Genomic DNA, 21,101 nt, shown 5'->3' with positions numbered 1-21,101 from the left:
CGCAGAGACCAGAGACTCGGAATGCGTTGGCGACTCACGCCAACCCACCCACTGCGTCACAATATACCGGCTTTGTGACAAATCGGCCTGATTTGCCCATACGACGGGCATCAGGCGCTATCAAAAAGATACTCTCCCATGCAGGTTTTCCGCGGCTTCCGACACCCGGGCGTAGCTCCGGCCTGCGCCCTCACGATCGGCAATTTCGACGGCGTCCACCGCGGCCACCAGGCCATGCTGGCGCTGTTGCAGACCGAGGCCCGCCATCGCGGGCTGCCCAGCTGCGTGCTGACCTTCGAGCCGCACCCGCGCGACTACTTCGCCGCCGTCACCAAGAAACCCGACCTGGCCCCGGCCCGCATCGGCACGCTGCGCGACAAGCTGACCGAACTGGCGGCCTGCGGCGTGGACCAGACCATCGTGCTGCCCTTCGATGGCCGGCTGGCGTCCCAGTCGCCCGAGGCCTTCATCCAGAACGTGCTGATCGACGGCCTGGGCGCGCGCTACGTGCTGGTGGGCGACGACTTCCGCTTCGGCGCCAAACGTGCCGGCGACTACGCCATGCTCGATGCGGCCGGTGAAACCCACGGTTTCGACGTCGCGCGCATGAACAGCTACGAGGTGCACGGCCTGCGGGTGTCCAGCTCGGCCGTGCGCGAGGCGCTGGCCGAAGGCCGCATGGCCGATGCCCACACGCTGCTGGGGCGCCCGTACACGATCTCGGGCCACGTGGTCCACGGCCGCAAGCTGGGCCGGGCGCTGGGCGCTTCGTCGCCGGGCAAGGACGACGGCTTTCGCACCCTCAACCTGCGCTTCAAGCACTGGAAACCGGCCGCCAGCGGCATCTTCGCGGTGCTGGTGCACGGCCTGGCCGACCAGCCGCTGCCGGGTGTCGCGAACCTCGGCGTGCGGCCCTCGCTGGACGCCAACGACGTCAACGCCGGGCGCGTGCTGCTGGAGACGCATTGCCTGGAGTGGCCCTCGCATCTGGGGGCCGAAGGGGCCTACGGTAAAATCGTGCGCGTGGAACTCCTGCACAAACTGCACGACGAATTGCGCTACACCAGCCTCGAAGCCCTCACTGCGGGCATCGCGAAGGATGGCCGCGACGCACGCGCGTTCTTCGCATCGACCCACGCCGAGACCCATCGCCAGACCACGCGCGATCGAATTTAGCCCTGCACGCCCCGTGCTGCCGCCCTTCGACAAGCTCAGGGCGAACGGCTATATCTTCCGCACCGACCGCTCAATGCAGTTCGGGCTGAGCCTGTCGAAGCCCCTCTGTTTCGCCGCACCCCACCATGTCTGACGCTGCTTCCCCCAAAGATTACCGTTCCACGCTGAACCTGCCCGACACCCCCTTCCCGATGCGCGGCGACCTGCCCAAGCGCGAACCGGGCTGGGTGAAGGAATGGAACGACGAAGGCCGCTACCACCGCCTGCGCGACGCCCGCCACGGCGCGCCCAAGTTCATCCTGCACGACGGCCCGCCGTACGCCAACGGCCAGATCCACATGGGCCACGCGGTGAACAAGATCCTCAAGGACATGATCACCAAGGCGCGCCAGCTCGAAGGCTTCGACGCGCTGTACGTGCCCGGCTGGGACTGCCACGGCCTGCCGATCGAAAACGCCATCGAAAAGCAGTTCGGCCGCAACCTGAGCCGCGACGAGATGCAGGCCAAGAGCCGCGCCTACGCCACCGAGCAGATCGCCCAGCAGATGGTCGACTTCCAGCGCCTGGGCGTGCTGGGCGAATGGGACCATCCCTACAAGACGATGGACTTCGCCAACGAAGCCGGCGAGCTGCGCGCGTTCAAGCGCGTGATCGAGCGCGGCTTCGTGTACCGGGGCCTCAAGCCCGTGTACTGGTGCTTCGACTGCGGTTCCTCGCTGGCCGAGTTCGAGATCGAGTACGCCGACAAGAAGAGCCAGACCATCGACGTGGCCTTCAAGGCGCACGAGCGCGAGAAGGTGCTCAAGGCCTTCGGCACCGACCACACGATCCTGGGCGACATCTTTGCCGTGATCTGGACCACCACCGCGTGGACCATCCCCGCCAACCAGGCGATCAACCTCAACCCCGAGCTCGAGTACTCGCTGGTCGATACCGAGCGCGGCCTGCTGATCCTGGCCAACTCGCTGGTCGAGATGTGCATGACGCGCTACGCGCTCGACGGCAAGGTGCTGGCCACGGTCAAGGGCGAGGCGCTCGGCGGGCTCGAGTTCGAGCACCCGCTGTACGACGTCGACGCGGGCTACCAGCGCCTGTCGCCCGTGTACCTGGCCGACTACGCCACCGCCACCGACGGCACCGGCCTCGTGCACTCGTCGCCTGCCTACGGCGTGGACGACTTCAACTCCTGCATCGCCCACGGCGTGGCGTACGACGACATCCTGAACCCGGTGCAGGGCAACGGCAGCTACGCGCCCGACTTCCCGCTCTTCGGCGGCCAGAACATCTGGAAGGCCGTGCCGGTCATCATCGCCGCGCTGCGCGACGCCAACCGGCTGCTGACCACCGAGACCATCACCCACAGCTACCCGCACTGCTGGCGCCACAAGACGCCGGTGATCTACCGCGCGGCGGCCCAGTGGTTCGTGCGCATGGACGAAGGCGAAGGCGTGTTCACCAAGGACAAGGCGCCCAAGACGCTGCGCCAGACCGCGCTCGACGCCATCGAACAGACCAGCTTCTACCCCGAGAACGGCAAGGCCCGCCTGCACGACATGATCGCCGGCCGGCCCGACTGGTGCATCAGCCGCCAGCGCAGCTGGGGCGTGCCGATCCCGTTCTTCCTGCACAAGGATTCGGGCGAGCTGCACCCGCGCACCATGGAAATCCTCGACCAGGCCGCCGACATCGTCGAGAAGGGCGGCATCGAGGCCTGGAGCCGCGTCACGGTCGAAGACATCCTGGGCGCCGCAGACGCACCGAGCTACACCAAGAGCACCGACATCCTCGAGGTGTGGTTCGACTCGGGCTCGACCTTCTCGCACGTGCTGCGCGGCACGCACCCCAACGTGCACCACGAGACCGGGCCCGAGGCCGACCTGTACCTCGAAGGCCACGACCAGCACCGCGGGTGGTTCCACTCGTCGCTGCTGATCGCCTGCATGCTGGAAGACCGCGCACCGTACAAGGGCCTGCTCACGCACGGCTTCACGGTGGATGCCAAGGGCATCAAGATGAGCAAGTCGCTCAAGAACGGCATCGACCCGCAGGAAATCAGCAACAAGCTGGGCTCGGAAATCATCCGCCTGTGGGTGGCCGCGAGCGACTACTCGGGCGACATCGCGGGCGACGACAAGATCCTCGCGCGCGTCGTCGACGCCTACCGCCGCATCCGCAACACGCTGCGCTTCCTGCTCGCGAACACCAGCGACTTCGACATCGCGAAAGACGCGGTGCCGCTCGACCAGCTGTTCGAGATCGACCGCTACGCGCTGTCGCGCGCGGCGCAGTTCCAGGCCGAGATCCTCGCGCACTACCAGGTGTACGAGTTCCATCCGGTGGTGGCCAAGCTGCAGATCTACTGCTCGGAAGACCTGGGCGGCTTCTACCTCGACATCCTGAAGGACCGCCTCTACACGACGGCCCCGGGCTCGCTCGCGCGCCGCAGCGCACAGACCGCGCTGTGGCACATCTCGCAAGCCATGCTGCGCTGGATGGCGCCGTTCCTGAGCTTCACGGCCGAAGAGGCCTGGAAGATCGTGGGCACCGGCAAGCCGGGCGAGTCGATCTTCACGCAGACCTACAGCCAGTTCGCCGCGCCCGACGAGGCACTGCTCGCCAAGTGGGGCCGCATCCGCGAGATCCGCGACGGCGTCAACAAGGACATCGAGGCGGTGCGCGCCGAAGGCAAGGTCGGCTCGTCGCTGCAGGCCAACCTGCAGCTGAACGCGCCGGCCGACGACCTCGCGCTGCTGGGCTCGCTGGGCGACGACCTGAAGTTCGTGTTCATCGCCTCGGCCGTGGCGCTGGCGGCGGGCGACACGCTGTCGACCGTGGTCACGCCCAGCACCGCACAGAAGTGCGAACGCTGCTGGCACTACCGCGAGGACGTGGGCCACGACCCGGCGCACCCGACCATCTGCGGCCGCTGCACGAGCAACCTGTTCGGCGCGGGCGAATCGCGCAGCGTGGCCTGATGGCGACCGCACGTTCCGCCTCGTCGGCCTCGCGTTCGCGCGGCGCCAGCATCTGGCCCTGGCTCGGGCTGGCGACGATCATCGTGATCATCGACCAGTTCACCAAGACGCTGATCCTGGGCTACTACAAGCTCGGTGACGCGACCTACGTGACGAGCTTCTTCAACGTCGTGCGCGCGCACAACACGGGCGCCGCCTTCTCGTTCCTCGCCGACCATTCGGGCTGGCAGCGCTGGTTCTTCACGGCCATCGGCGTGGCGGCGGCGATCTTCATCGTCTGGATGCTGCGGTCGCACGCGGGCCAGAAGCTCTTCTCGTTCGCGATGGCCTGCATTCTGGGCGGCGCCATCGGCAACGTGGTCGACCGCATGATGCACGGCTACGTGGTCGACTTCCTGAGCTTCCACTGGGGCAACTGGTACTTCCCGGCGTTCAACGCGGCGGACAGCGCCATCACGCTCGGGGCGATCTGCCTGATCGTCGACGAGATCCGGCGGGTGCGCCGGGGCAAGTAAGCCAGTTCTCGACCAAAGGGGCCCACGGGCCCCTTTTTCTTTGGGCCGCGTGCTGCGCCAGCGGCCCCGGGGTTCTCCCCACTTCCCTGTCCTGTCATCGCGAAGTCATACTGCGCCGGTCCAATGTAATCGATTACATGAACCCCACCACGGACCCCGCACGATGAGCATCCAAGCAGTAGCCGCCCAGGCCGGGGTCTCCGTGGCCACGGTCTCGCGCGCCTTCAATTTCCCCGACAAGGTGACGCCGGCCACGCGCGAGCTGGTGGAGCGGGTGGCGCGCGAGCTCAACTACCTGCCCAACGCCAGCGCCCGCACCTTGCGCACCCAGCGCAGCCGCACGCTCGGCGTGGTGCTGCCCACGCTGCTGAACCCGACCTTTGCCGAATGCCTGCAGGGCATCGCGCGCGCGGCCGTCGCGGGCGGCTACGCGATCCTGCCGGTCACCACGGGCTACCGGCTCGACGAGGAAGAGCGTGCCGTCCAGCTGCTGCTGGCGGGCAACGTCGACGGGCTGATCCTCGTGGTGTCGAACCCGTCCACCTCGGCCGCGCTGCAGCGCCTGCAGGCCGCCGGCGTGCCCTACGTGCTGGCCTACAACCGGCACGCCGACCATCCCTGCGTGTCGGTCGACAGCGAAGGCGCGGTGGCCGATGCGGTCACGCGGCTCGTGCTGCTGGGCCACCGGCGCATCGCGATGGTCAGCGGCACGCTGGCCGCGTCGGACCGCGCGCAGCAGCGCTACCGCGGCTACCAGCGCGGCATGGCCGAGGCCGGCCTCGCGGCGCCGCCGCTCGTCGAAGTGCCCTTCGTCGAGACCGCCGTCGATGCGCTGTGCGCCGAGTTGCGCCCGCACCGCCGCCCCACAGCGCTGGTCTGCTCGAACGACCTGCTCGCCATCCGCAGCATCCGCGCCGCGCATTTGAGCGGCCTGGTGGTGCCCGACGACCTCAGCGTGGTCGGCTTCGACGGCATCGCGCTCGGCGAAGACCTCACGCCCGCGCTCACCACCGTCGCGCAGCCCAACAGCGACATCGGCCGCCACAGCGTCGAGCTGCTGGCGCAGGCGATCGCCGGCGGCCGCGCGCTGCAGGCCGACGCGAGCCTGCTGCTGCCCCATGCCTTCCGAGACGGCGAGTCGTGCGCGAATGCGCGCGAAGACAACGACGCCGCACTGTCCTGACCTCACCACCCCTCCCAGGAGTTCTTCCATGTCCCTTCGCTTTCACCGCCTCGCCCGCCTCGGCGTGCTGGCCGCCGCCCTCGTCGCCGCTGGCGGCGCCATGGCCCAGACCGCCATCTGCTACAACTGCCCGACCGAATGGGCCGACTGGGGCACCCAGCTCAAGGCCATCAAGGCCAAGACCGGCATCACCGTGCCGGCCGACAACAAGAACTCGGGCCAGTCGCTCGCGCAGCTGGTCGCCGAAAAGGCCAGCCCCGTGGCCGACGTCACCTACCTCGGCGTGACCTTCGCGGTGCAGGCCGCGAAAGACGGCGTGGTCGAGCCCTACAAGCCGGCCGCCTGGAAAGACATTCCCGACGGCCTGAAGGACCCGGCCGGCAACTGGTTCACCATCCACTCGGGCACGCTCGGCTTCATGGTCAACGTCGACGCGCTCAAGGGCAAGCCGGTGCCCAAGTCGTGGGCCGACCTGCTCAAGCCCGAATACAAGGGCCTCATCGGTTATCTCGACCCCGCCTCGGCCTTCGTGGGCTACGTGGGCGCCGTGGCCGTGAACCAGGCACGCGGCGGCACGCTCGACAACTTCAAGCCGGCCATCGACTACTTCAAGGCGCTGCAGAAGAACGAGCCCATCGTGCCCAAGCAGACCTCGTACGCGCGCGTGCTGTCGGGCGAGATCGCGATCCTGCTCGACTACGACTTCAACGCCTACCGCGCCAAGTACAAGGACAAGGCCAACGTCGCCTTCGTCATCCCCAGCGAAGGCACGCTGGCCGTGCCCTACGTGATGAGCCTGGTCGCCAAGGCGCCGCACGCGGCCGATGCGAAGAAGGTGCTCGACTTCACGCTGTCCGACGAAGGCCAGGCGATCTGGGCCAAGGCCTACCTGCGCCCGGTGCGCGCCAGCGCCATGCCCAAGGAGATCGAGGCGCAGTTCCTGCCCGCCAGCGACTACGCGCGTGCAAAAACCGTCGACTACGCCCGCATGGCCGACGCGCAGCGCGCCTTCTCCGACCAGTACCTGAAGGAAGTGCGCTGATCCGGCGCCGCGCGCGATGACACGCAGCAGCACCACCTCCTCCAACGCCTGGAACCCGCGCTGGCGATTGCTGGCCTGCGTCGCGCCGGCGGCCGTCTTCTTCGCGGCCTTCTGGCTGCTGCCGGTGGTGCGCCTGCTCGCGCTGCCGGCCGACAAGGGCGCCGCCACCTACTTCGCGGTGCTGACCGATGCACGCTACCTGCAAAGCATGGCCAACACCGTCGCGCTGTCGGTGGCGGTGACGCTGGCCACGCTGGTGCTGGGCGCGGCGGTGGGCATCTACCTCGCGCGCCATGCCTTCCCGGGCAAGCGCATGCTGCTGTCGCTGCTCACGCTGCCGCTGTCGTTCCCGGGCGTGATCATCGGCTTCTTCGTGATCCTGCTGGGCGGGCGCCAGGGCGTGGTGGCCGACCTGAGCGACGCGCTGGTCGGCGAGCGCATCACCTTCGCCTACGGCCTGCTCGGCCTCTTCCTGGCGTACCTGTATTTCTCGCTGCCGCGCGCCATCGCCACCTATGCCGCGGCGGCCGAGTCGATGAACACGCAACTCGAGGAAGCCGCGCGCTCGCTCGGCGCCTCGAAGCTGCGCGTGGCGCGCGACGTGTGGATGCCCGAGCTCGCGCCCACCACGCTGGCCTGCGGCGCCATCCTGTTCGCCACCTCGATGGGCGCCTTCGGCACGGCCTTCACGCTGGCCAGCAAGTTCGAGGTGATCCCCATCACCATCTACAACGAGTTCACCAACTACGCCAACTTCGCGCTCGCCGCGTCGCTGTCGATCTCGCTGGGTGTCGTGACCTGGCTGGTGCTCTTCGTGGCGCGCCGCTTCGGCGCCAACCCGGTCGCCCGATGATGATGAAGACCCCTTCGCAACCCCGCGCCCCGTTCCTGCTCGCCATCACGGTGATCGTGAGCCTCTTCATGATCGCGCCGATGCTGCTGTCGGTGATGGCCGGCCTCGTCAACAACTACAGCGCGGGCCTCAAGAGCGGCCTCACGCTGCGCTGGCTGGGCGAGGTGTGGGAGAACTACGGCGGCACCGTCGGCTGGTCGCTCGCGCTGGCCGTGGCCTGCGTCGTGTGCACCGTGCTGATCGGCGTGCCCTGCGCCTACACGCTGGCGCGCAGCCGCTCGCGCGCGGCGCGCATCTTCGAGGAGCTGCTGACCTTGCCGGTCGCGGTGCCGGGCCTGGCGACGGCGCTCGCGCTCATCCTCGCCTACGGCCAGCTCACGGCCTTCCGCCAGAGCTTCGCCTTCATCCTCGTGGGCCACATCGTCTTCACGCTGCCCTTCATGGTGCGCACCGTGAGCTCGGCCTTCCAGCGCGACGACCTGCTCGCGCTCGAAGAGGCCGCGCGCTCGCTGGGCGCGAACTTCCGCCAGCGCTTCATGGGCATCCTGGTGCCGGCCGTGTTCCCCGCCATCGTGGCCGGCAGCCTGATGGTGTTCACGCTGTCGGTGGGCGAATTCAACCTCACCTGGATGCTGCACACGCCGCTCACGCGCACGCTGCCCGTGGGCCTGGCCGACAGCTACGCCTCGATGCGCATCGAGATCGGATCGGCCTACACGCTGGTCTTTTTCGCCGTCATTCTTCCGGTGCTGTGGGGCCTGCAGTACCTTGCCAACCTGATGCAGAAACGCCATGGAACTTGAACGCATCCCCGTCGACATTTCGAACTGCGCAAAGACGTATGCCGATGGCACGCGCGGCTTGCAGCCCACCAACCTCAAGGTCGAGGCCGGCGAAGTGCTCGCGCTGCTCGGCCCCTCGGGTTGCGGCAAGACCACGCTGCTGCGTCTCATCGCCGGGCTGGAAGCACCCGACGACGGCAGCCGCATCGTCTTCGGCGACCAGGACGTCACGCAGCGCCCGGTCGAGCACCGCGGCGTGGGCATGGTGTTCCAGAGCTACGCCCTCTTTCCGCAGATGACGGTGGCGGCCAACATCGGCTACGGCCTGCGCATCCGCGGCGTGTCGCCCGAGGAAGAGAAACGCGCCGTGGGCGAACTGGTCGACCTCGTGCGCCTGGGCGGCCTGGAGAACAAACGCCCCGCCGAACTCTCGGGCGGCCAGCGCCAGCGCGTGGCCCTGGCGCGCGCCGTGGCCGTGCGCCCGCGCGTGCTGCTGCTCGACGAGCCGCTGGCCGCGCTCGACGCCAAGCTCAAGGAATCGCTGCGCGACGAACTGGCCGAGCTGCTGCGCCGCCTGCACATCACGGCCATCCACGTCACGCACGACCAGCAGGAGGCGCTGGCCATCGCCGACCGGCTCGCGGTGATGCGCGCCGGGCGCATCGTGCAGGTGGGGCGCGGCGAAGACCTGTACCGCGCGCCCGCGCACCCCTTCGTGGCCGAGTTCCTGGGCCGGGTCAACCGGCTGGAGCGCGCGGCCGACGCCATCGCACAGGGCGTTGTCCGACTCGGAGGGTCGTCGCTGCCCTGCCCCGCACCCTGGCAGCAGCATGCGACGCTGCTGGTGCGGCCCGAAGACATCGAGGTCGGCGCGCCCCCGCCCGGCGAGGCGCCCGGCTGGGGCCGCGCCACGGTCGAACGCCGCACCTTCCTCGGCGACCGCGTGCAGCTGCACCTGCGCCTGCAGGACCAGCCCGTGCTGGTGGCCGACGTGGGCCGCGACAACCCCTTCGGACCGGGCGACGCGGTGGGCCTGCGCATCCCGGCCGACCGCCTGATGACCTCGCAGGAAACCCGCGCATGACCACGACGACAACGACCCCCAACACCTTCCTGGTCCAGCTGACCGACCTGCACATCCGCGAGCCCGGCCGGCTGGCCTATGGCCGCATCGACACCGCGCCCTACCTCGCGCGCGCCGTGCAGTCGGTGCTCGCGCTGCGCCAGCCGCCCGACGCGGTCGTGATCACCGGCGACCTGACCGACTTCGGCCGCGCCGCCGAGTACGAGCACCTGGCCGCCCTGCTCGCGCCGCTGACGATGCCCGTCTACCTGCTGCCCGGCAACCACGACGACCGCGACCAGCTGCGCCGCAGCTTCCCCGGCCACGCCTACCTGGGCACGGGCGCCGACACGCACGGCTTCGTCCAGTACTCGGTGCGCGTCGGCGACCTGCGGCTGCTCACGCTCGACACCTGCGTGCCCGGCGCCAGCCACGGCACGCTGTGCGACAAACGCCTGGCCTGGCTCGAAGCCCAGCTCGACGCCTGCCGCCACGAGCCCGTGGTGGTCGCCATGCACCACCCGCCCTTCGCGACGCTGATCGGCCACATGGACGAGATCGGCCTGCTCGAAGGCGCCGACGCGCTCGAGGCCCTGCTGCGCCGCTACACGAACGTCGAGCGCGTGATCTGCGGCCACCTGCACCGCGCCATCGACGTGCGCTTCGGCGGCACCATCGCCTCGACCTCGCCGGCGCAGGCGCACCAGGTCTGCCTCGACCTCGCGCCCGACGCTGCCTCGGCCTGGACGCTGGAGCCGCCTTCGTTCCGGGTGCACGCCTGGTCCGCGGCCGGGCGCCGGCTCGTCACCCACCTGGCGGCCTCCGGCAGCTTCGAAGGGCCTTATCCTTTCCACGAGAACGGAGCCCTGATCGACTGAAGCGTCTACTTGTGGAAAATGGGGCTGAAACGAATCAAAACGAAAACAAGAGAAAGGTCAGACCCCGCCCTCCATGAAGCACCTTCTGAATCTGCTTGCGGCCGTCGCCCTGCTGGTGTGGGGCACGCACCTCGTGCGCACCGGCGTGCTGCGCGTCTTCGGCGCCAACCTGCGCAAGATCCTCGTGCAGAGCATGCGCAACCGCTTCACGGCCGCGCTCTCGGGCATCGGCGTCACGGCGCTCGTGCAGTCGAGCACGGCCACCTCGCTCATGACCTCCTCCTTCGTGGGGCAGGGCCTGGTCACGCTGCCGGCCGCGCTGGCGGTGATGCGGGGCGCCGACGTGGGCACGGCGCTGATCTCGGTGCTCTTCTCGGCCGACCTCTCGTGGCTCTCGCCGATGTTCATCTTCGTGGGGGTGGTGCTGTTCATCACGCGCTCGGCCACCGTGGCGGGGCGCGTGGGGCGGGTGCTGATCGGGCTGGGGCTGATGCTGCTGGCGCTGCAGCTGGTGGTCGCGGCCACCGAGCCGCTGTTCTCGTCGCCGGCCGTGCGGGCGCTGCTGGCGTCCATCACCAGCGATGTGCTGCTGGAGATCACGCTCGGTGCCGCGCTGGCCATCGTGGCGTACTCGAGCCTGGCGGTGGTGCTGCTGGTGGCGGCCATGGCGAGCTCGAACGTGGTGCCGCTCGACGTGGCGTTGGGCCTGGTGCTCGGCGCCAACCTGGGCAGCGGCCTGCTGGCGGTGCTGACCACCGCGCGCTCGGCGGTGTCGGTGCGGCAGGTGACGGTGGGCAACCTGCTGTTCAAGGCGCTGGGCGTGGCGCTGGTCACGCCGTTCGTGGGGCTGTGGGTGCGCTACGTGCAGCCGCAGCTGCCGAACCAGACGCACGGCGTGGTGCTGTTCCACCTGGCCTTCAACATCGTGATCAGCATCGGCTTCATCGGTCTCACGCAGTGGGTCGCCAAGCTGGTGACGCGCATGCTGCCCGTGCCGCCGCAGCCCGTGGGCACGAGCCGGCCGCACCACCTCGATCCTTCGGCGCTGTCGACGCCTTCGCTGGCCATTTCGAACGCGGCGCGCGAGGCGCTGCACCAGGCGGACATCGTGGAGACGATGCTCATCGGCACGCTCGACGTGATCCGCAACAACGACCTGCGGCTGGCGCAGGAGCTGCGGCAACTCGATGACACGGTGGACGAGCTGTACTCGGCGATCAAGTACTACATGACGCGCATCTCGCGCGAGGCGCTGGGCGAGGAGGAAAGCCGGCGCTGGACGGACATCATCAGCTTCACGATCAACATGGAGCAGATCGGGGACATCATCGAGCGGGTGATCATTGATATCGAGGACAAGAAGATCAAGCCGCAGCGCAACTTTTCAGCTGCGGGGATGGCGGAGATCGTCGAGTTGCATCAGCGGCTGGTTGCCAATCTGCGGTTGAGCATGAGCGTGTTCCTGAACGGCAATGTTCGTGACGCGCAGAAGCTGCTTGAAGAGAAGGCGCGGTTCCGCGATCTGGAGCGGGCCTATGCAACAACCCATCTGGATCGGTTGTCGGATCGGACTACTTTGAGCATCGAGACGAGTTCGCTGCACATTGATCTGATCAGTGATTTGAAGCGGATCAATTCGCATATCTGTTCGATTGCTTATCCGATTCTTGAATCTGCCGGGGCCTTGGCGCCGAGCCGGCTTCGTGAATCTCGGCTCGGGAAAATCGAAGGCTGATCGTTTTGTTTCCCGAGGCCGGGTCTCGCCCCGGCGGGCGACTCACTTTCTTTTGCTTCGCCAAAAGAAAGTAAGCAAAGAAAAGGCGACCCTGCTGTCTGCGTCCCTCCGCTTCGCTGCGGGCAACCTGCGGTGCTCACGTTTCGCGGGGTCTCGCCCAAACTCGCTTCGCTCAAACAAGGGCGAGCCCTGATCCGCGAAACGCTGCGCTCCTCGGCGCATACAGAAGGGGTGGGGAACCTCACAGGCCTTTGCTTCGCTCGGCCTGGGGACGGTGGGGTGGTTTTGGCTATGGCCTCGTACCAGAAATCTCCTAAAAGGCCGGCAATGCTCGGGGCTTCGAAGGAGTTCGACATGACCATTGTTCTGCCGCAAAGCGCGGTCGCCGCGTCGCTCGGGGTGCAGCAACTCGCCACCGCGTTCAGCCCGGCGTTTTCGCATCTGCGCATTCTTCGCAACCTCATCATTCCGATGCCCTCCGGTTGCGCGGTGTCCACGGCGCGCATCGATGCGGTGATCGTGTGCGAGACGGGCGTCTACCTGTTCGAGATCAAGGCCTGGCGCAACGCGTTCGTCTATCGCAAGAAATCCGACGAGGCGCCGCCGCGCTGGTTTCTTCGACTGCATGGCTGCACGCGAGCGCGTGAGGTGAAAGACCCGGCCTGGCAGGGCGGGCGCAAGACGACGCAGCTGCGCAGCCTGCTGCCGGACGACCTGCGGCTGCAGTACTTCGTGCTGCTGCCCTGCGAAGGCGTGGAGCTGGAGGGCGTGATGCCTGCGGCCGTGATCACGCAGCAGGACCTGCCGTACATCGCGCGCCTGGTGCGCAACAACGGGCGCACGGCGCGCACGTACCCGCTGCTGGACGCGCAGGCGGTCGATCGCACGGTGCAGCGGCTGCTGGAGATCCAGGGCGACCTGTCGCTGGAGACGCATGCGCAGAACTGCCGCGAACGCATCGAACGGCCTGCGGTGGCGTGGCCGGCGGTGAACGCGATGGGGTTGCAGTAACGACTGCTCACCAACCAGCCCTGCGCGCGGGAGGGCGTCCCACATTCCTCCGACATTGGTGAAGACCATGCGGTGATGATGATTCCTCCCAAGTCCCTCGCGGCCCTTGCCGCGCTGTGCCTCGCGATGGTGGCCTGCCCGGCACAGGCCGCCGACCCGTTCACCGTGCAAGACATCCACCTCGAAGGCCTGCAGCGCGTCGAAGCGGGCACGGTGTTCGCAACCTTGGGCCTGAAGGCCGGCGACACGTACAGCGACGACCGCGGCAGCGCGGCCATCCGTGCGCTGTTCGACCTCGGACTGTTCAAGGACGTACGCATCGACGTGAACGGCCGGGTGCTCGTGGTCATCGTCGAAGAGCGCCCCACCGTGGCCGATGTCGACTTCGCGGGCACCAAGGAGTTCGACAAGGCGGCACTGCAGAAGGCGCTGCGCGACATCGGGCTGGCCGAAGGCCGGCCGTTCGACAAGGCGCTGGCCGACCGCGCGGAGCAGGAGCTCAAGCGGCAGTACATCGGCCGCAGCCTCTACAACGCGCAGGTGGTCACCACCGTCACGCCGCTGGAGCGCAACCGCGTCAACCTGACGTTCAGCGTGACCGAGGGCGAGCCGGCGCGCATCACGCGGGTGCGCGTGGTCGGGCAGCAGGCTTTCGACGAACGCACGCTGCTCGACCTGTTCGACCAGGACAGCGGCGGCTGGCTGGCCTGGTACACGAAGTCGAACCAGTACGCGCGCAGCAAGTTCGACGCCGACCTGGAAACGCTGCGCTCGTTCTACCTGACGCGCGGCTACCTCGAGTTCCGCATCGAGTCGACGCAGGTCGCGATCTCGCCCGACCGGCAGACGCTGGAGCTCACGGTGAACATCAGCGAGGGCGAGAAGTTCGCGGTGGCCGGCGTGAAGCTGGCGGGCAACTACCTGGGGCGCGAGGACGAGTTCAAGTCGCTCGTCACCGTGCGCTCCGGTGCGCCCTACAACGGCGAGGACGTGGCGGCCACCACCAAGGCCTTCGCTGACCACTTCGGCACCTTCGGCTACGCCTTCGCGCGCGTGAAAGCCGAGCCCGAGATCGACCGGGCCCAACGCCGCGTCGTGATGGTGCTGAACGCCGAGCCCGGGCGGCGCGCCTATGTGCGGCGGCTGAACATCGGCGGCAACGCGCGCACGCGCGACGAGGTGATCCGGCGCGAGTTCCGCCAGTACGAAGGCGCCTGGTACGACGGCACGAAGATCAGGCTCTCGCGCGACCGCGTCGACCGGCTGGGCTTCTTCACCGACGTGAACGTCGAGACCGCCGAAGTGCCGGGCAGCAACGACCAGGTCGACCTGAACGTCACCGTGGCCGAGAAGCCCACGGGCTCGCTGCAGCTGGGCGCGGGCTACTCGTCGACCGACAAGATCTCGCTGAGCTTCGGCATCACGCAGGAGAACGTGTTCGGCTCGGGCAACTACCTCGGGCTGCAGGTCAACACCAGCTCGTACAACCGCTCGGTGTCGCTCACGGCGACCGACCCGTACTTCACGAAGGACGGCATCTCGCGCACCTTCAACCTCTTTCACACCACCACGCGGCCCTACTACGAGGCCGACGGCAACTACAAGCTCGCGAGCGACGGCGGCTCGGTGCGCTTCGGGCTGCCGGTGAACGAGCTGGACACGGTGTACCTGGGCATCGGCGTGGAGCGTTACTCGTTCACGCCGGGCACCAACGGTTCGTACACGCTGGTCAACGGCTCGTACGTCTACACGGCCACGCCGCAGGCCTACCTCGACTACTTCCAGTGCACGGGCACCGCGCCGAGCGTGGTGTGCGCGGGCAGGAACGTGGTGGGCATCCCGGCGACCGTGGGCTGGTCGCGCGACGACCGCGACAGCGCCCTGGTGCCCACGCGCGGGCGCCTGCAGAGCGCCAACCTCGAGCTGGGCGTGGGCAGCGAGTTGCGCTACCTGAAGACCAACTACCAGTACCAGCAGTACGTGCCGCTGTCCAAGCAGTACACGCTGGCCTTCAACGGCCAGCTCGGCTATGCGAAGGCGCTGGGCGGCAGCAGCTTCCCGATCTTCAAGAACTTCTATGCGGGCGGGTTGGGCTCGATCCGCGGCTTCGAGCAGAACTCGCTGGGCCCGACCGACGCGGTCACCGGCGGTTCGCTGGGCGGCACGCGCAAGGCGATCTTCAACATGGAGCTGACCACGCCCTTCCCCGGCGCAGGCAACGACAAGTCGCTGCGCCTGTACACCTTCTTCGACGCGGGCAATGTGTTCGCCGAACGCACGGCCAGCATGACCGACGCGCAGTGGAAGGCGCAGAACCGCCTGCGCGCCTCGGCCGGCCTGGGCATCAGCTGGATCTCGCCGCTGGGCCCGCTGCGCCTGGCGTATGCGGTGCCGATCGTCTACCAGAAGGAAGACACGGCCAACGGCATCGCGGCCGACCGCACGCAGCGCTTCCAGTTCCAGATCGGCACGTCCTTCTGAACCGGCCCGCACGCGCCATGAGCCGCATCCTGCTGGTGGAAGACGGACGCGACATTGCGTCGCTGCTGCTGGGCCCGCTGCAACGCGCGGGCCACGAGGTGGAGCAGTTGGGCGACGGCGCCGCCGCGCTCGAGCGCATCCTGCACGCACCGCCGGCGCTCACGCTGCTCGACGTGGTGCTGCCGCGCATCGACGGGTTGCAGGTGATCGCGCAGGTGCGCGCGCGCAGCGACCACCCGATCATCGTGCTGACGGCGCGCGCGCACGAGGCCGACCGGCTGCGCGGCTTCGACCTGGGCGCCGACGACTATGTCTGCAAGCCCTTCTCGCCGCGCGAGGTGGTGGCGCGCGTGCACACGGTGCTGCGCCGGCGCGCGCCGCCCGACCTGAGCGTGGGCATGGCCTCGCCGGCCGTGGCCTTCGACAGCGCGCTGGGCCATGCCTGGCTGGAGGGGCGGGCCCTGGCGCTCACGCGCCGCGAGCTGCTGTTGCTGCGTGCGCTGTCGCGCGAACCGGGCCGGGTGTTCACGCGCGCCAGGCTGCTCGAAGCGGCCTTCCCCGAGGCGCTCGACGTGAACGAGCGCGCGGTCGACGGGCACATCAAGAACCTGCGGCGCAAGCTCGCGGCCGTGTCGCCCTCGCACGGCTGGATCCGCTCGGTCTACGGCGTGGGGTTCAGCTTCGCGCAGCGACCGGGCTGAGGGCGGGCCCGGCCTTGCACGCGCCGTGGCCGCGCGGCCCGCGGCCTTCGCTGCCCCTTTGCATGATCGGCGCCAGCGTCGACAGGCTGGCGTGGCGCACGGCCGCCTGCCGTGCCTCCGCGCAGGCGCCGCGTGCCGCGACGCCGATGCCCAGCGCCAGGCTGCACAAGGCCAGGCCGCCCGCGCAGGCGTGGGCCAGCGCGCGCACCGCGGCGCGCGGCGTCATCCGCCAATCGGCAGGCGCAGCGGACGCGGCGGGCGGGATCGGCATGCGCAACACCGCTCAGCCTTCCGTGCGCGGCGGCACCAGCGCGCGGATGCGGGCAAGGCCCTCGGGCGTGCGCGGCCGCATCGGCCGCACGCCGCCCGCCGGCATGGGGCCGCTGCCGGGCGGCGGCGGGCGTTCGGTCAGCGGGCGTGCGGCGGGGTCGACCACCAGCGTGAGCAGCGCGACATAGCGCCGGCCCTCCTCGCGCACTGCGCCCAGCACCGTGTCGCCGGCCCGCAGCGCGATGCCGTCGGCGCTGTTGAGCGTGTCGCGCAGCCGCGCGCGCTGGTAGCTGGGGACCTGCGTGTAGAGGAACTCGCTGAGCGCATCGGGCAAGAAGAACTGCGTCGTGAGCACGGCGCGCTCGCGGTGGTGCACCTTGACGTGGATGTGGGTGGTGCGCCCCGCGTACCAGCCCGGGTACAGCGTGGCGAACACGGCCTGGCCGTCGCGGTCGGTGCGCTGGCTGCCGCGCAGGAAAGCCTGGCCTTCGAAGCCGCGCGTGCGGTCGTCACCCTGCCCGCCGAAGCCCGAGTAGTTGCCCTGCGCGTCGCAGTGCCACAGGTCGGTGCGCAGGCCGCGCAGCGGACGCCCGGCGGCATCGAGCACGCGCAGGCGCACGTCGAGCGGCACGCCCTCGCGGCCGTCGGTCAGGTCGGTGCGGAAGTTCGCGAGGTCCAGGTAGTACGGGCCCTCGGTGGTCTGGGCGGTCAGCGGGAGCTTCTGCGCTGCTGCAGCGGCCCCGGGGGCGGACGCGGCCAGGCCCGCCGCACCGATCGCAGCCAGCAGGCCCCGGCGCCCGATCGCTTCACCGGCCATGGGCAGCCTCCTTTCTGGCAGGTGCGCGCACGCCGGAGGCCCGCGCCTCGGCCCAGACCACGAGCAGCGTCCACACATGCGCGACGCCCCAGAACAGCGCCGCCAGCAGGAACAGCAGCAGGTCGATGTCGGTGTCGCCCGGGGGCGTGGACGGCGGCGCGGCGTGCCCCGGCGGGGCCCAGGCGAGCGCGGCGGCGGCCAGTGCGCGGAAGGCGGAAGTGGAAGAGGCGCGATGCGTGTCCGGTGTCATGCCGGGCATCGTGCGATCCGAATCGGGAGAAATGTGGGAGAGGCACGCAAGGACGCGTCTCCCAGATTCCTCCCCAATCGGGCGCCATGATCGGCGGCTTGCCCATGCCATCCCCGCCCCCGAAACGCATGTCGCAGAATGCGGCCATGCCTCCGCTGCCGAGCCCATGCCGCGCCTGACCCTCTCCCGCAAGATCTTCCTGGCCCTGGCCGCCCTGCTGATCGTGCTGCTGCTGAGCTTCGTGGGCTTTTCGATCGTCGCGCTGCAACGGGGCCTGGGCGCCTATGTGGCCGAGATCGAGATCCGCCGCATGGACTGGCTCTCGCAGCTCCTGCTGAAGCACTACACCGCCAACGGCGACTGGAAGAAACTGCGCGACAACGACGACGCCTGGCACCGCCTGCAGCTGGGCCAGTCGGCCATGGTGATCGACGGCGCCGCCACGCCCGACGACCGGCGGCTGCCGCCCTGGTACGAGCGCCGTGCGCCCGGCACACAGGGCGACGGTGCGCCGCAGGCGGAGCCGTCCAGCGGGCTCTCACCCACCGCCTCGCCCCCGCCGCCGCAGCTCGACCTGCTGCCCCGCCGCTTCCTGATGCCGCCCCCGGGCTTCTTTCCCGGCCTGGCCGGCCCGCCCGACTCGATCTTCCGCCGCCTCGCCGTGCTCGACGCCCACGGCGCGCTCGTGGTCGGCGCGACCATCGACCCGGAGAACGCCGCGCGCCGGCCGATCCGCCACGGGCGCACCGTCGTCGGCTACCTCGCGCTCGCGCCGATGCAGGGCCTGGAGAGCGAGGCCGACCGCGCCTTCCTCGCCCGGCAGTCCGGCGTGATCGCGCTCACCGGGCTGTGCGGCCTGGCCTTTGCGCTCGTGCTGTCGTGGCTGCTGGCGCGCCGCTGGTTCCAGCCGATCGACGCGCTCACGCAGGCCGCGCAGGACGTGGCGCGCGGGCGGCTCTCGACGCGCGTCGCAGTCCACGGCTCGGACGAGCTCGCGCTGCTGGGCAAGACCTTCAACGACATGGCGCAGCGCCTGGACACGGCCGAGGCCTCGCGCCGCGCCTGGCTGGCCGATGCGGCGCACGAGCTGCGCACGCCGCTGGCCGCCATGCGCGCGGAGATCGAGGCGCTGCAGGACGGCGTGCGCAGCTTCGACGAACGCACCGCGCTGCGCATGCACCGGCAGGTGATCCGCCTCGGCCAGCTGGTCGACGACCTGCGCAGCAGCATGCGCGAGCCCCAGAGCGACCTGCTGAAGGCACCGGTGTACCCGCTGTCGCTGCTGAAGGAGGCGCTCGACCACACGCGCGACCGCTTCGCGCAGCGCGGCATCGTGCTCGACCGCGACGCCCTCGACCGCATCGCCGCTTCGGCCCAGCCGGTGATCGACGGCGACGCGCACCGGCTGCACCAGGTCTTCATGAACCTGCTGGAGAACACGCTGGCCTATACCGACGCCGGCGGCCTGCTGCGCATCGGCGTGACCGTCGAAGGCGCATGGACCGGCAATTGCCTCACGCTGGTGTTCGACGACAGCGCACCGGGCGTGCCCGAGGAAGAGATTCCGCGCCTCTTCGACCGCCTGTTCCGCGGCGAGACCTCGCGCAGCCGCGCGCTGGGCGGCTCCGGCCTGGGCCTGTCGATCTGCCGCGCGACCCTCGAGGCGCACGGCGGCAGCATCGAGGCGGCGCCCTCGCCGCTGGGCGGGCTGCGCATGACCATCACCCTTCCGCTGGCGGCTTCCGCATGACACGCATCGTGATCGTCGAGGACGAACTCGACATCGCCTCCGTGGTGCAGGACTACCTGCGCCACGCCGGCTACGACACCGAACATTTCGCCGACGGGCAGAGCGCGCTCGAGCGCATCGTCGCCGCGCCGCCCGACCTGACGCTGCTCGACATCATGCTGCCGCGCCTCGATGGCATCGAGGTGCTGCGCCGCGCGCGGGAGCACACCGCCCATCCGATCATCATGCTCACCGCGCGCATCGAGGAGGTCGACCGCCTGCTCGGTCTGGAGCTGGGCGCCGACGACTACGTGTGCAAGCCCTTCTCACCGCGCGAGCTGGTGGCACGCGTGCGCGCCGTGCTGCGCCGCACCGCGCCGGCCGTGGCGGCGCAGGCCACGCCGGGCGACGCACCGGGCCTCGTGCTCGACGACGTGCACTGGCGCGCCTCGCTCGACGGCACGCCGCTGAACCTCACGCGCCGCGAGTTCGGGCTGCTGCAGGTGCTGTCGCGGCACCCGGGCCGCATCTTCTCGCGCGCCCGACTGCTGGAGCTGGCCTACGACGACACGGTGGACGTGACCGAACGCGCCATCGACAGCCACGTGAAGAACCTGCGCCGCAAGCTCGGCGCGGTGACGCCCGCGCACGACTGGATTCGGTCGGTGTATGGCGTGGGCTTCGCGTGGGAAGCGCCGCCGCCGGCCTGAGCGGCCAGGCTAGTTTTGTCGAGGGGCTGCCGCGCGAATTTGCGTCGCCGTCTTCGCCCAGGTCTTCTCCAGCATCCGCGAAAGATAGGACGCCGACTCCCAGCCGACCTGCAGCGCGATGGACAGCACCGAGTCCCGCGTGGTCTGCAACAGGTACACGGCCCGTTCGATGCGCTGGCGCTGCAGGAACTCCAGCGGCGAGATGCCGTGCTTCGCGCGGAAGACCCGCTCCACCTGCCGGCGCGACAGCCGGTGCTGTTGCGCGAAGGCGTCGAGCGACAGGGGTTGCGCCAGATCGCGCAGCATCGTTTCGGCCAGCAGCTCGGCGACCCACAACGCCGGCGAGGCGTCGCCCTCCGACAACGGGTTGGCGCTCAGGCGCGCGGCCTCCATCACGAGCGCGCCGCACAGCACGTAGTTCTCGCTGTCGCCCGCGCGGGTCGATTCGAACATCCGCTGCGACAGGGCGCCCAGCGCGGTGCTGCCCGCGCGCATGCCTTGCGGGGGCCGCACGACGCCCTGCGCCTGCAAGGCCGTGGCCCACAGCGCCGGATCGACGTAGACCGCGACATGGCTCTGGCCGGCGGTGAGCGTGGTCGTCGAATGCGCGCTGCCCGCCGCGAACCAGACGAAGTGGCCGGGCCCGAGGCGCTGCGCCTCACCCTGCGCATCGCCCACGCTGAAGCGGCCTGCGATGGGCACGAACAGCATGTCGCAATCGTGCACGTGCGCGTCGGTGGCGTAGCGGTCGCGGGTGTTGGCGACCATCGTCGCCTGGTGAGACAGCCGTTCGACGAACAGCGATTGGCGGGGCGGCGGGTGGCTGGAAGTCAGTGGCATGGCCGTTCCTTGTCGCATTCGAAGCCGCGCATGTCGCAATCGGGCGCACGCGTTGGCGCGCGCTCCACAGAATCGGAAGGACCACTCCTG

19 protein-coding genes are annotated in these 21,101 nt (G+C 69.4%); 15 read left to right on the top strand and 4 right to left on the bottom strand.

From position 1 onward, the window contains the following. Positions 1-138 precede the first annotated feature (138 nt). From AC1RAD_RS26640 to AC1RAD_RS26580, 13 genes are all read left to right on the top strand, one after another. Positions 139-1,176: a bifunctional riboflavin kinase/FAD synthetase gene (locus tag AC1RAD_RS26640; protein WP_307694915.1), complete on the top strand. Its 1,038-nt coding sequence runs from the start codon at positions 139-141 to the stop codon at positions 1,174-1,176. 125 nt (positions 1,177-1,301) lie between these two features. Next, a complete protein-coding gene (ileS, locus tag AC1RAD_RS26635) occupies positions 1,302-4,151 on the top strand; it encodes an isoleucine--tRNA ligase (protein ID WP_492738062.1) in 2,850 nt (949 codons plus the stop codon). Further along, positions 4,151-4,666, top strand: a complete 516-nt coding sequence (gene lspA, locus AC1RAD_RS26630; protein ID WP_062480914.1) for a signal peptidase II — start codon at positions 4,151-4,153, stop codon at positions 4,664-4,666. The genes ileS and lspA overlap by 1 nt, the downstream gene beginning before the upstream one ends. Before the next feature lie 163 nt (positions 4,667-4,829). Continuing rightward, positions 4,830-5,849 carry a LacI family DNA-binding transcriptional regulator gene (locus tag AC1RAD_RS26625; RefSeq protein WP_492738060.1) on the top strand — a complete coding sequence of 340 codons (1,020 nt, stop codon included), beginning with the start codon at positions 4,830-4,832 and terminating at the stop codon, positions 5,847-5,849. 28 nt (positions 5,850-5,877) lie between these two features. Further along, positions 5,878-6,891: an ABC transporter substrate-binding protein gene (locus AC1RAD_RS26620; RefSeq protein WP_095746558.1), complete on the top strand. Its 1,014-nt coding sequence runs from the start codon at positions 5,878-5,880 to the stop codon at positions 6,889-6,891. 16 nt (positions 6,892-6,907) lie between these two features. Then, a complete protein-coding gene (locus AC1RAD_RS26615) occupies positions 6,908-7,744 on the top strand; it encodes an ABC transporter permease (protein ID WP_492738058.1) in 837 nt (278 codons plus the stop codon). A gap of 2 nt (positions 7,745-7,746) precedes the next feature. Then, the gene (locus AC1RAD_RS26610) at positions 7,747-8,547 is read left to right on the top strand and encodes an ABC transporter permease (protein ID WP_062480906.1); all 801 of its coding nucleotides are present in this window, start codon (positions 7,747-7,749) and stop codon (positions 8,545-8,547) included. Beyond that, positions 8,537-9,610 carry an ABC transporter ATP-binding protein gene (locus AC1RAD_RS26605; RefSeq protein WP_070062132.1) on the top strand — a complete coding sequence of 358 codons (1,074 nt, stop codon included), beginning with the start codon at positions 8,537-8,539 and terminating at the stop codon, positions 9,608-9,610. Before AC1RAD_RS26610 ends, AC1RAD_RS26605 begins: the two co-directional genes overlap by 11 nt. Continuing rightward, positions 9,607-10,467: a phosphodiesterase gene (locus AC1RAD_RS26600; protein ID WP_492738056.1), complete on the top strand. Its 861-nt coding sequence runs from the start codon at positions 9,607-9,609 to the stop codon at positions 10,465-10,467. The genes AC1RAD_RS26605 and AC1RAD_RS26600 overlap by 4 nt, the downstream gene beginning before the upstream one ends. A gap of 73 nt (positions 10,468-10,540) precedes the next feature. Beyond that, positions 10,541-12,202 carry a Na/Pi cotransporter family protein gene (locus AC1RAD_RS26595; RefSeq protein ID WP_492738054.1) on the top strand — a complete coding sequence of 554 codons (1,662 nt, stop codon included), beginning with the start codon at positions 10,541-10,543 and terminating at the stop codon, positions 12,200-12,202. Between the two features lie 354 nt (positions 12,203-12,556). Then, on the top strand, positions 12,557-13,213 hold the full coding sequence (locus tag AC1RAD_RS26590) for a nuclease-related domain-containing protein (RefSeq protein WP_492738053.1): 657 nt from the start codon (positions 12,557-12,559) through the stop codon (positions 13,211-13,213). Between the two features lie 78 nt (positions 13,214-13,291). Further along, the gene (gene bamA / locus AC1RAD_RS26585; RefSeq protein ID WP_492738103.1) at positions 13,292-15,694 is read left to right on the top strand and encodes an outer membrane protein assembly factor BamA; all 2,403 of its coding nucleotides are present in this window, start codon (positions 13,292-13,294) and stop codon (positions 15,692-15,694) included. A gap of 17 nt (positions 15,695-15,711) precedes the next feature. Further along, positions 15,712-16,395: a response regulator gene (locus AC1RAD_RS26580; protein WP_492738051.1), complete on the top strand. Its 684-nt coding sequence runs from the start codon at positions 15,712-15,714 to the stop codon at positions 16,393-16,395. On the opposite strand, the gene AC1RAD_RS26575 is transcribed toward AC1RAD_RS26580, so the two are convergent. The 3 genes from AC1RAD_RS26575 to AC1RAD_RS26565 are packed head-to-tail and all read right to left on the bottom strand — an operon-like array spanning position 16,370 to position 17,732. Beyond that, complete coding sequence (locus tag AC1RAD_RS26575) at positions 16,370-16,666, bottom strand: hypothetical protein (protein WP_492738049.1); 297 nt, start codon at positions 16,664-16,666, stop codon at positions 16,370-16,372. The two genes, AC1RAD_RS26580 and AC1RAD_RS26575, sit on opposite strands and share 26 nt — an antisense overlap. Before the next feature lie 12 nt (positions 16,667-16,678). Beyond that, a complete protein-coding gene (locus tag AC1RAD_RS26570) occupies positions 16,679-17,482 on the bottom strand; it encodes a dioxygenase family protein (protein WP_492738048.1) in 804 nt (267 codons plus the stop codon). Further along, positions 17,472-17,732, bottom strand: coding sequence for a hypothetical protein (locus tag AC1RAD_RS26565; protein ID WP_492738046.1), 261 nt, complete (start codon positions 17,730-17,732; stop codon positions 17,472-17,474). The genes AC1RAD_RS26570 and AC1RAD_RS26565 overlap by 11 nt, the downstream gene beginning before the upstream one ends. A 166-nt stretch (positions 17,733-17,898) precedes the next feature. Between AC1RAD_RS26565 and AC1RAD_RS26560 the strand changes: the two genes are divergently transcribed. After that, positions 17,899-19,482, top strand: coding sequence for an ATP-binding protein (locus AC1RAD_RS26560; RefSeq protein WP_492738044.1), 1,584 nt, complete (start codon positions 17,899-17,901; stop codon positions 19,480-19,482). Beyond that, positions 19,479-20,171 carry a response regulator gene (locus tag AC1RAD_RS26555; RefSeq protein ID WP_492738043.1) on the top strand — a complete coding sequence of 231 codons (693 nt, stop codon included), beginning with the start codon at positions 19,479-19,481 and terminating at the stop codon, positions 20,169-20,171. The genes AC1RAD_RS26560 and AC1RAD_RS26555 overlap by 4 nt, the downstream gene beginning before the upstream one ends. 9 nt (positions 20,172-20,180) lie before the next feature. On the opposite strand, the gene AC1RAD_RS26550 is transcribed toward AC1RAD_RS26555, so the two are convergent. Further along, positions 20,181-21,011, bottom strand: a complete 831-nt coding sequence (locus AC1RAD_RS26550; RefSeq protein WP_492738042.1) for a helix-turn-helix domain-containing protein — start codon at positions 21,009-21,011, stop codon at positions 20,181-20,183. Between the last annotated feature and the right edge of the window lie 90 nt (positions 21,012-21,101).

Source organism: Variovorax sp. GW823-FHT04B03, from assembly GCF_058796495.1.
Note: the sequence above shows the minus strand (reverse complement) of the source record. Positions and strands in the feature narration are given on the sequence as shown.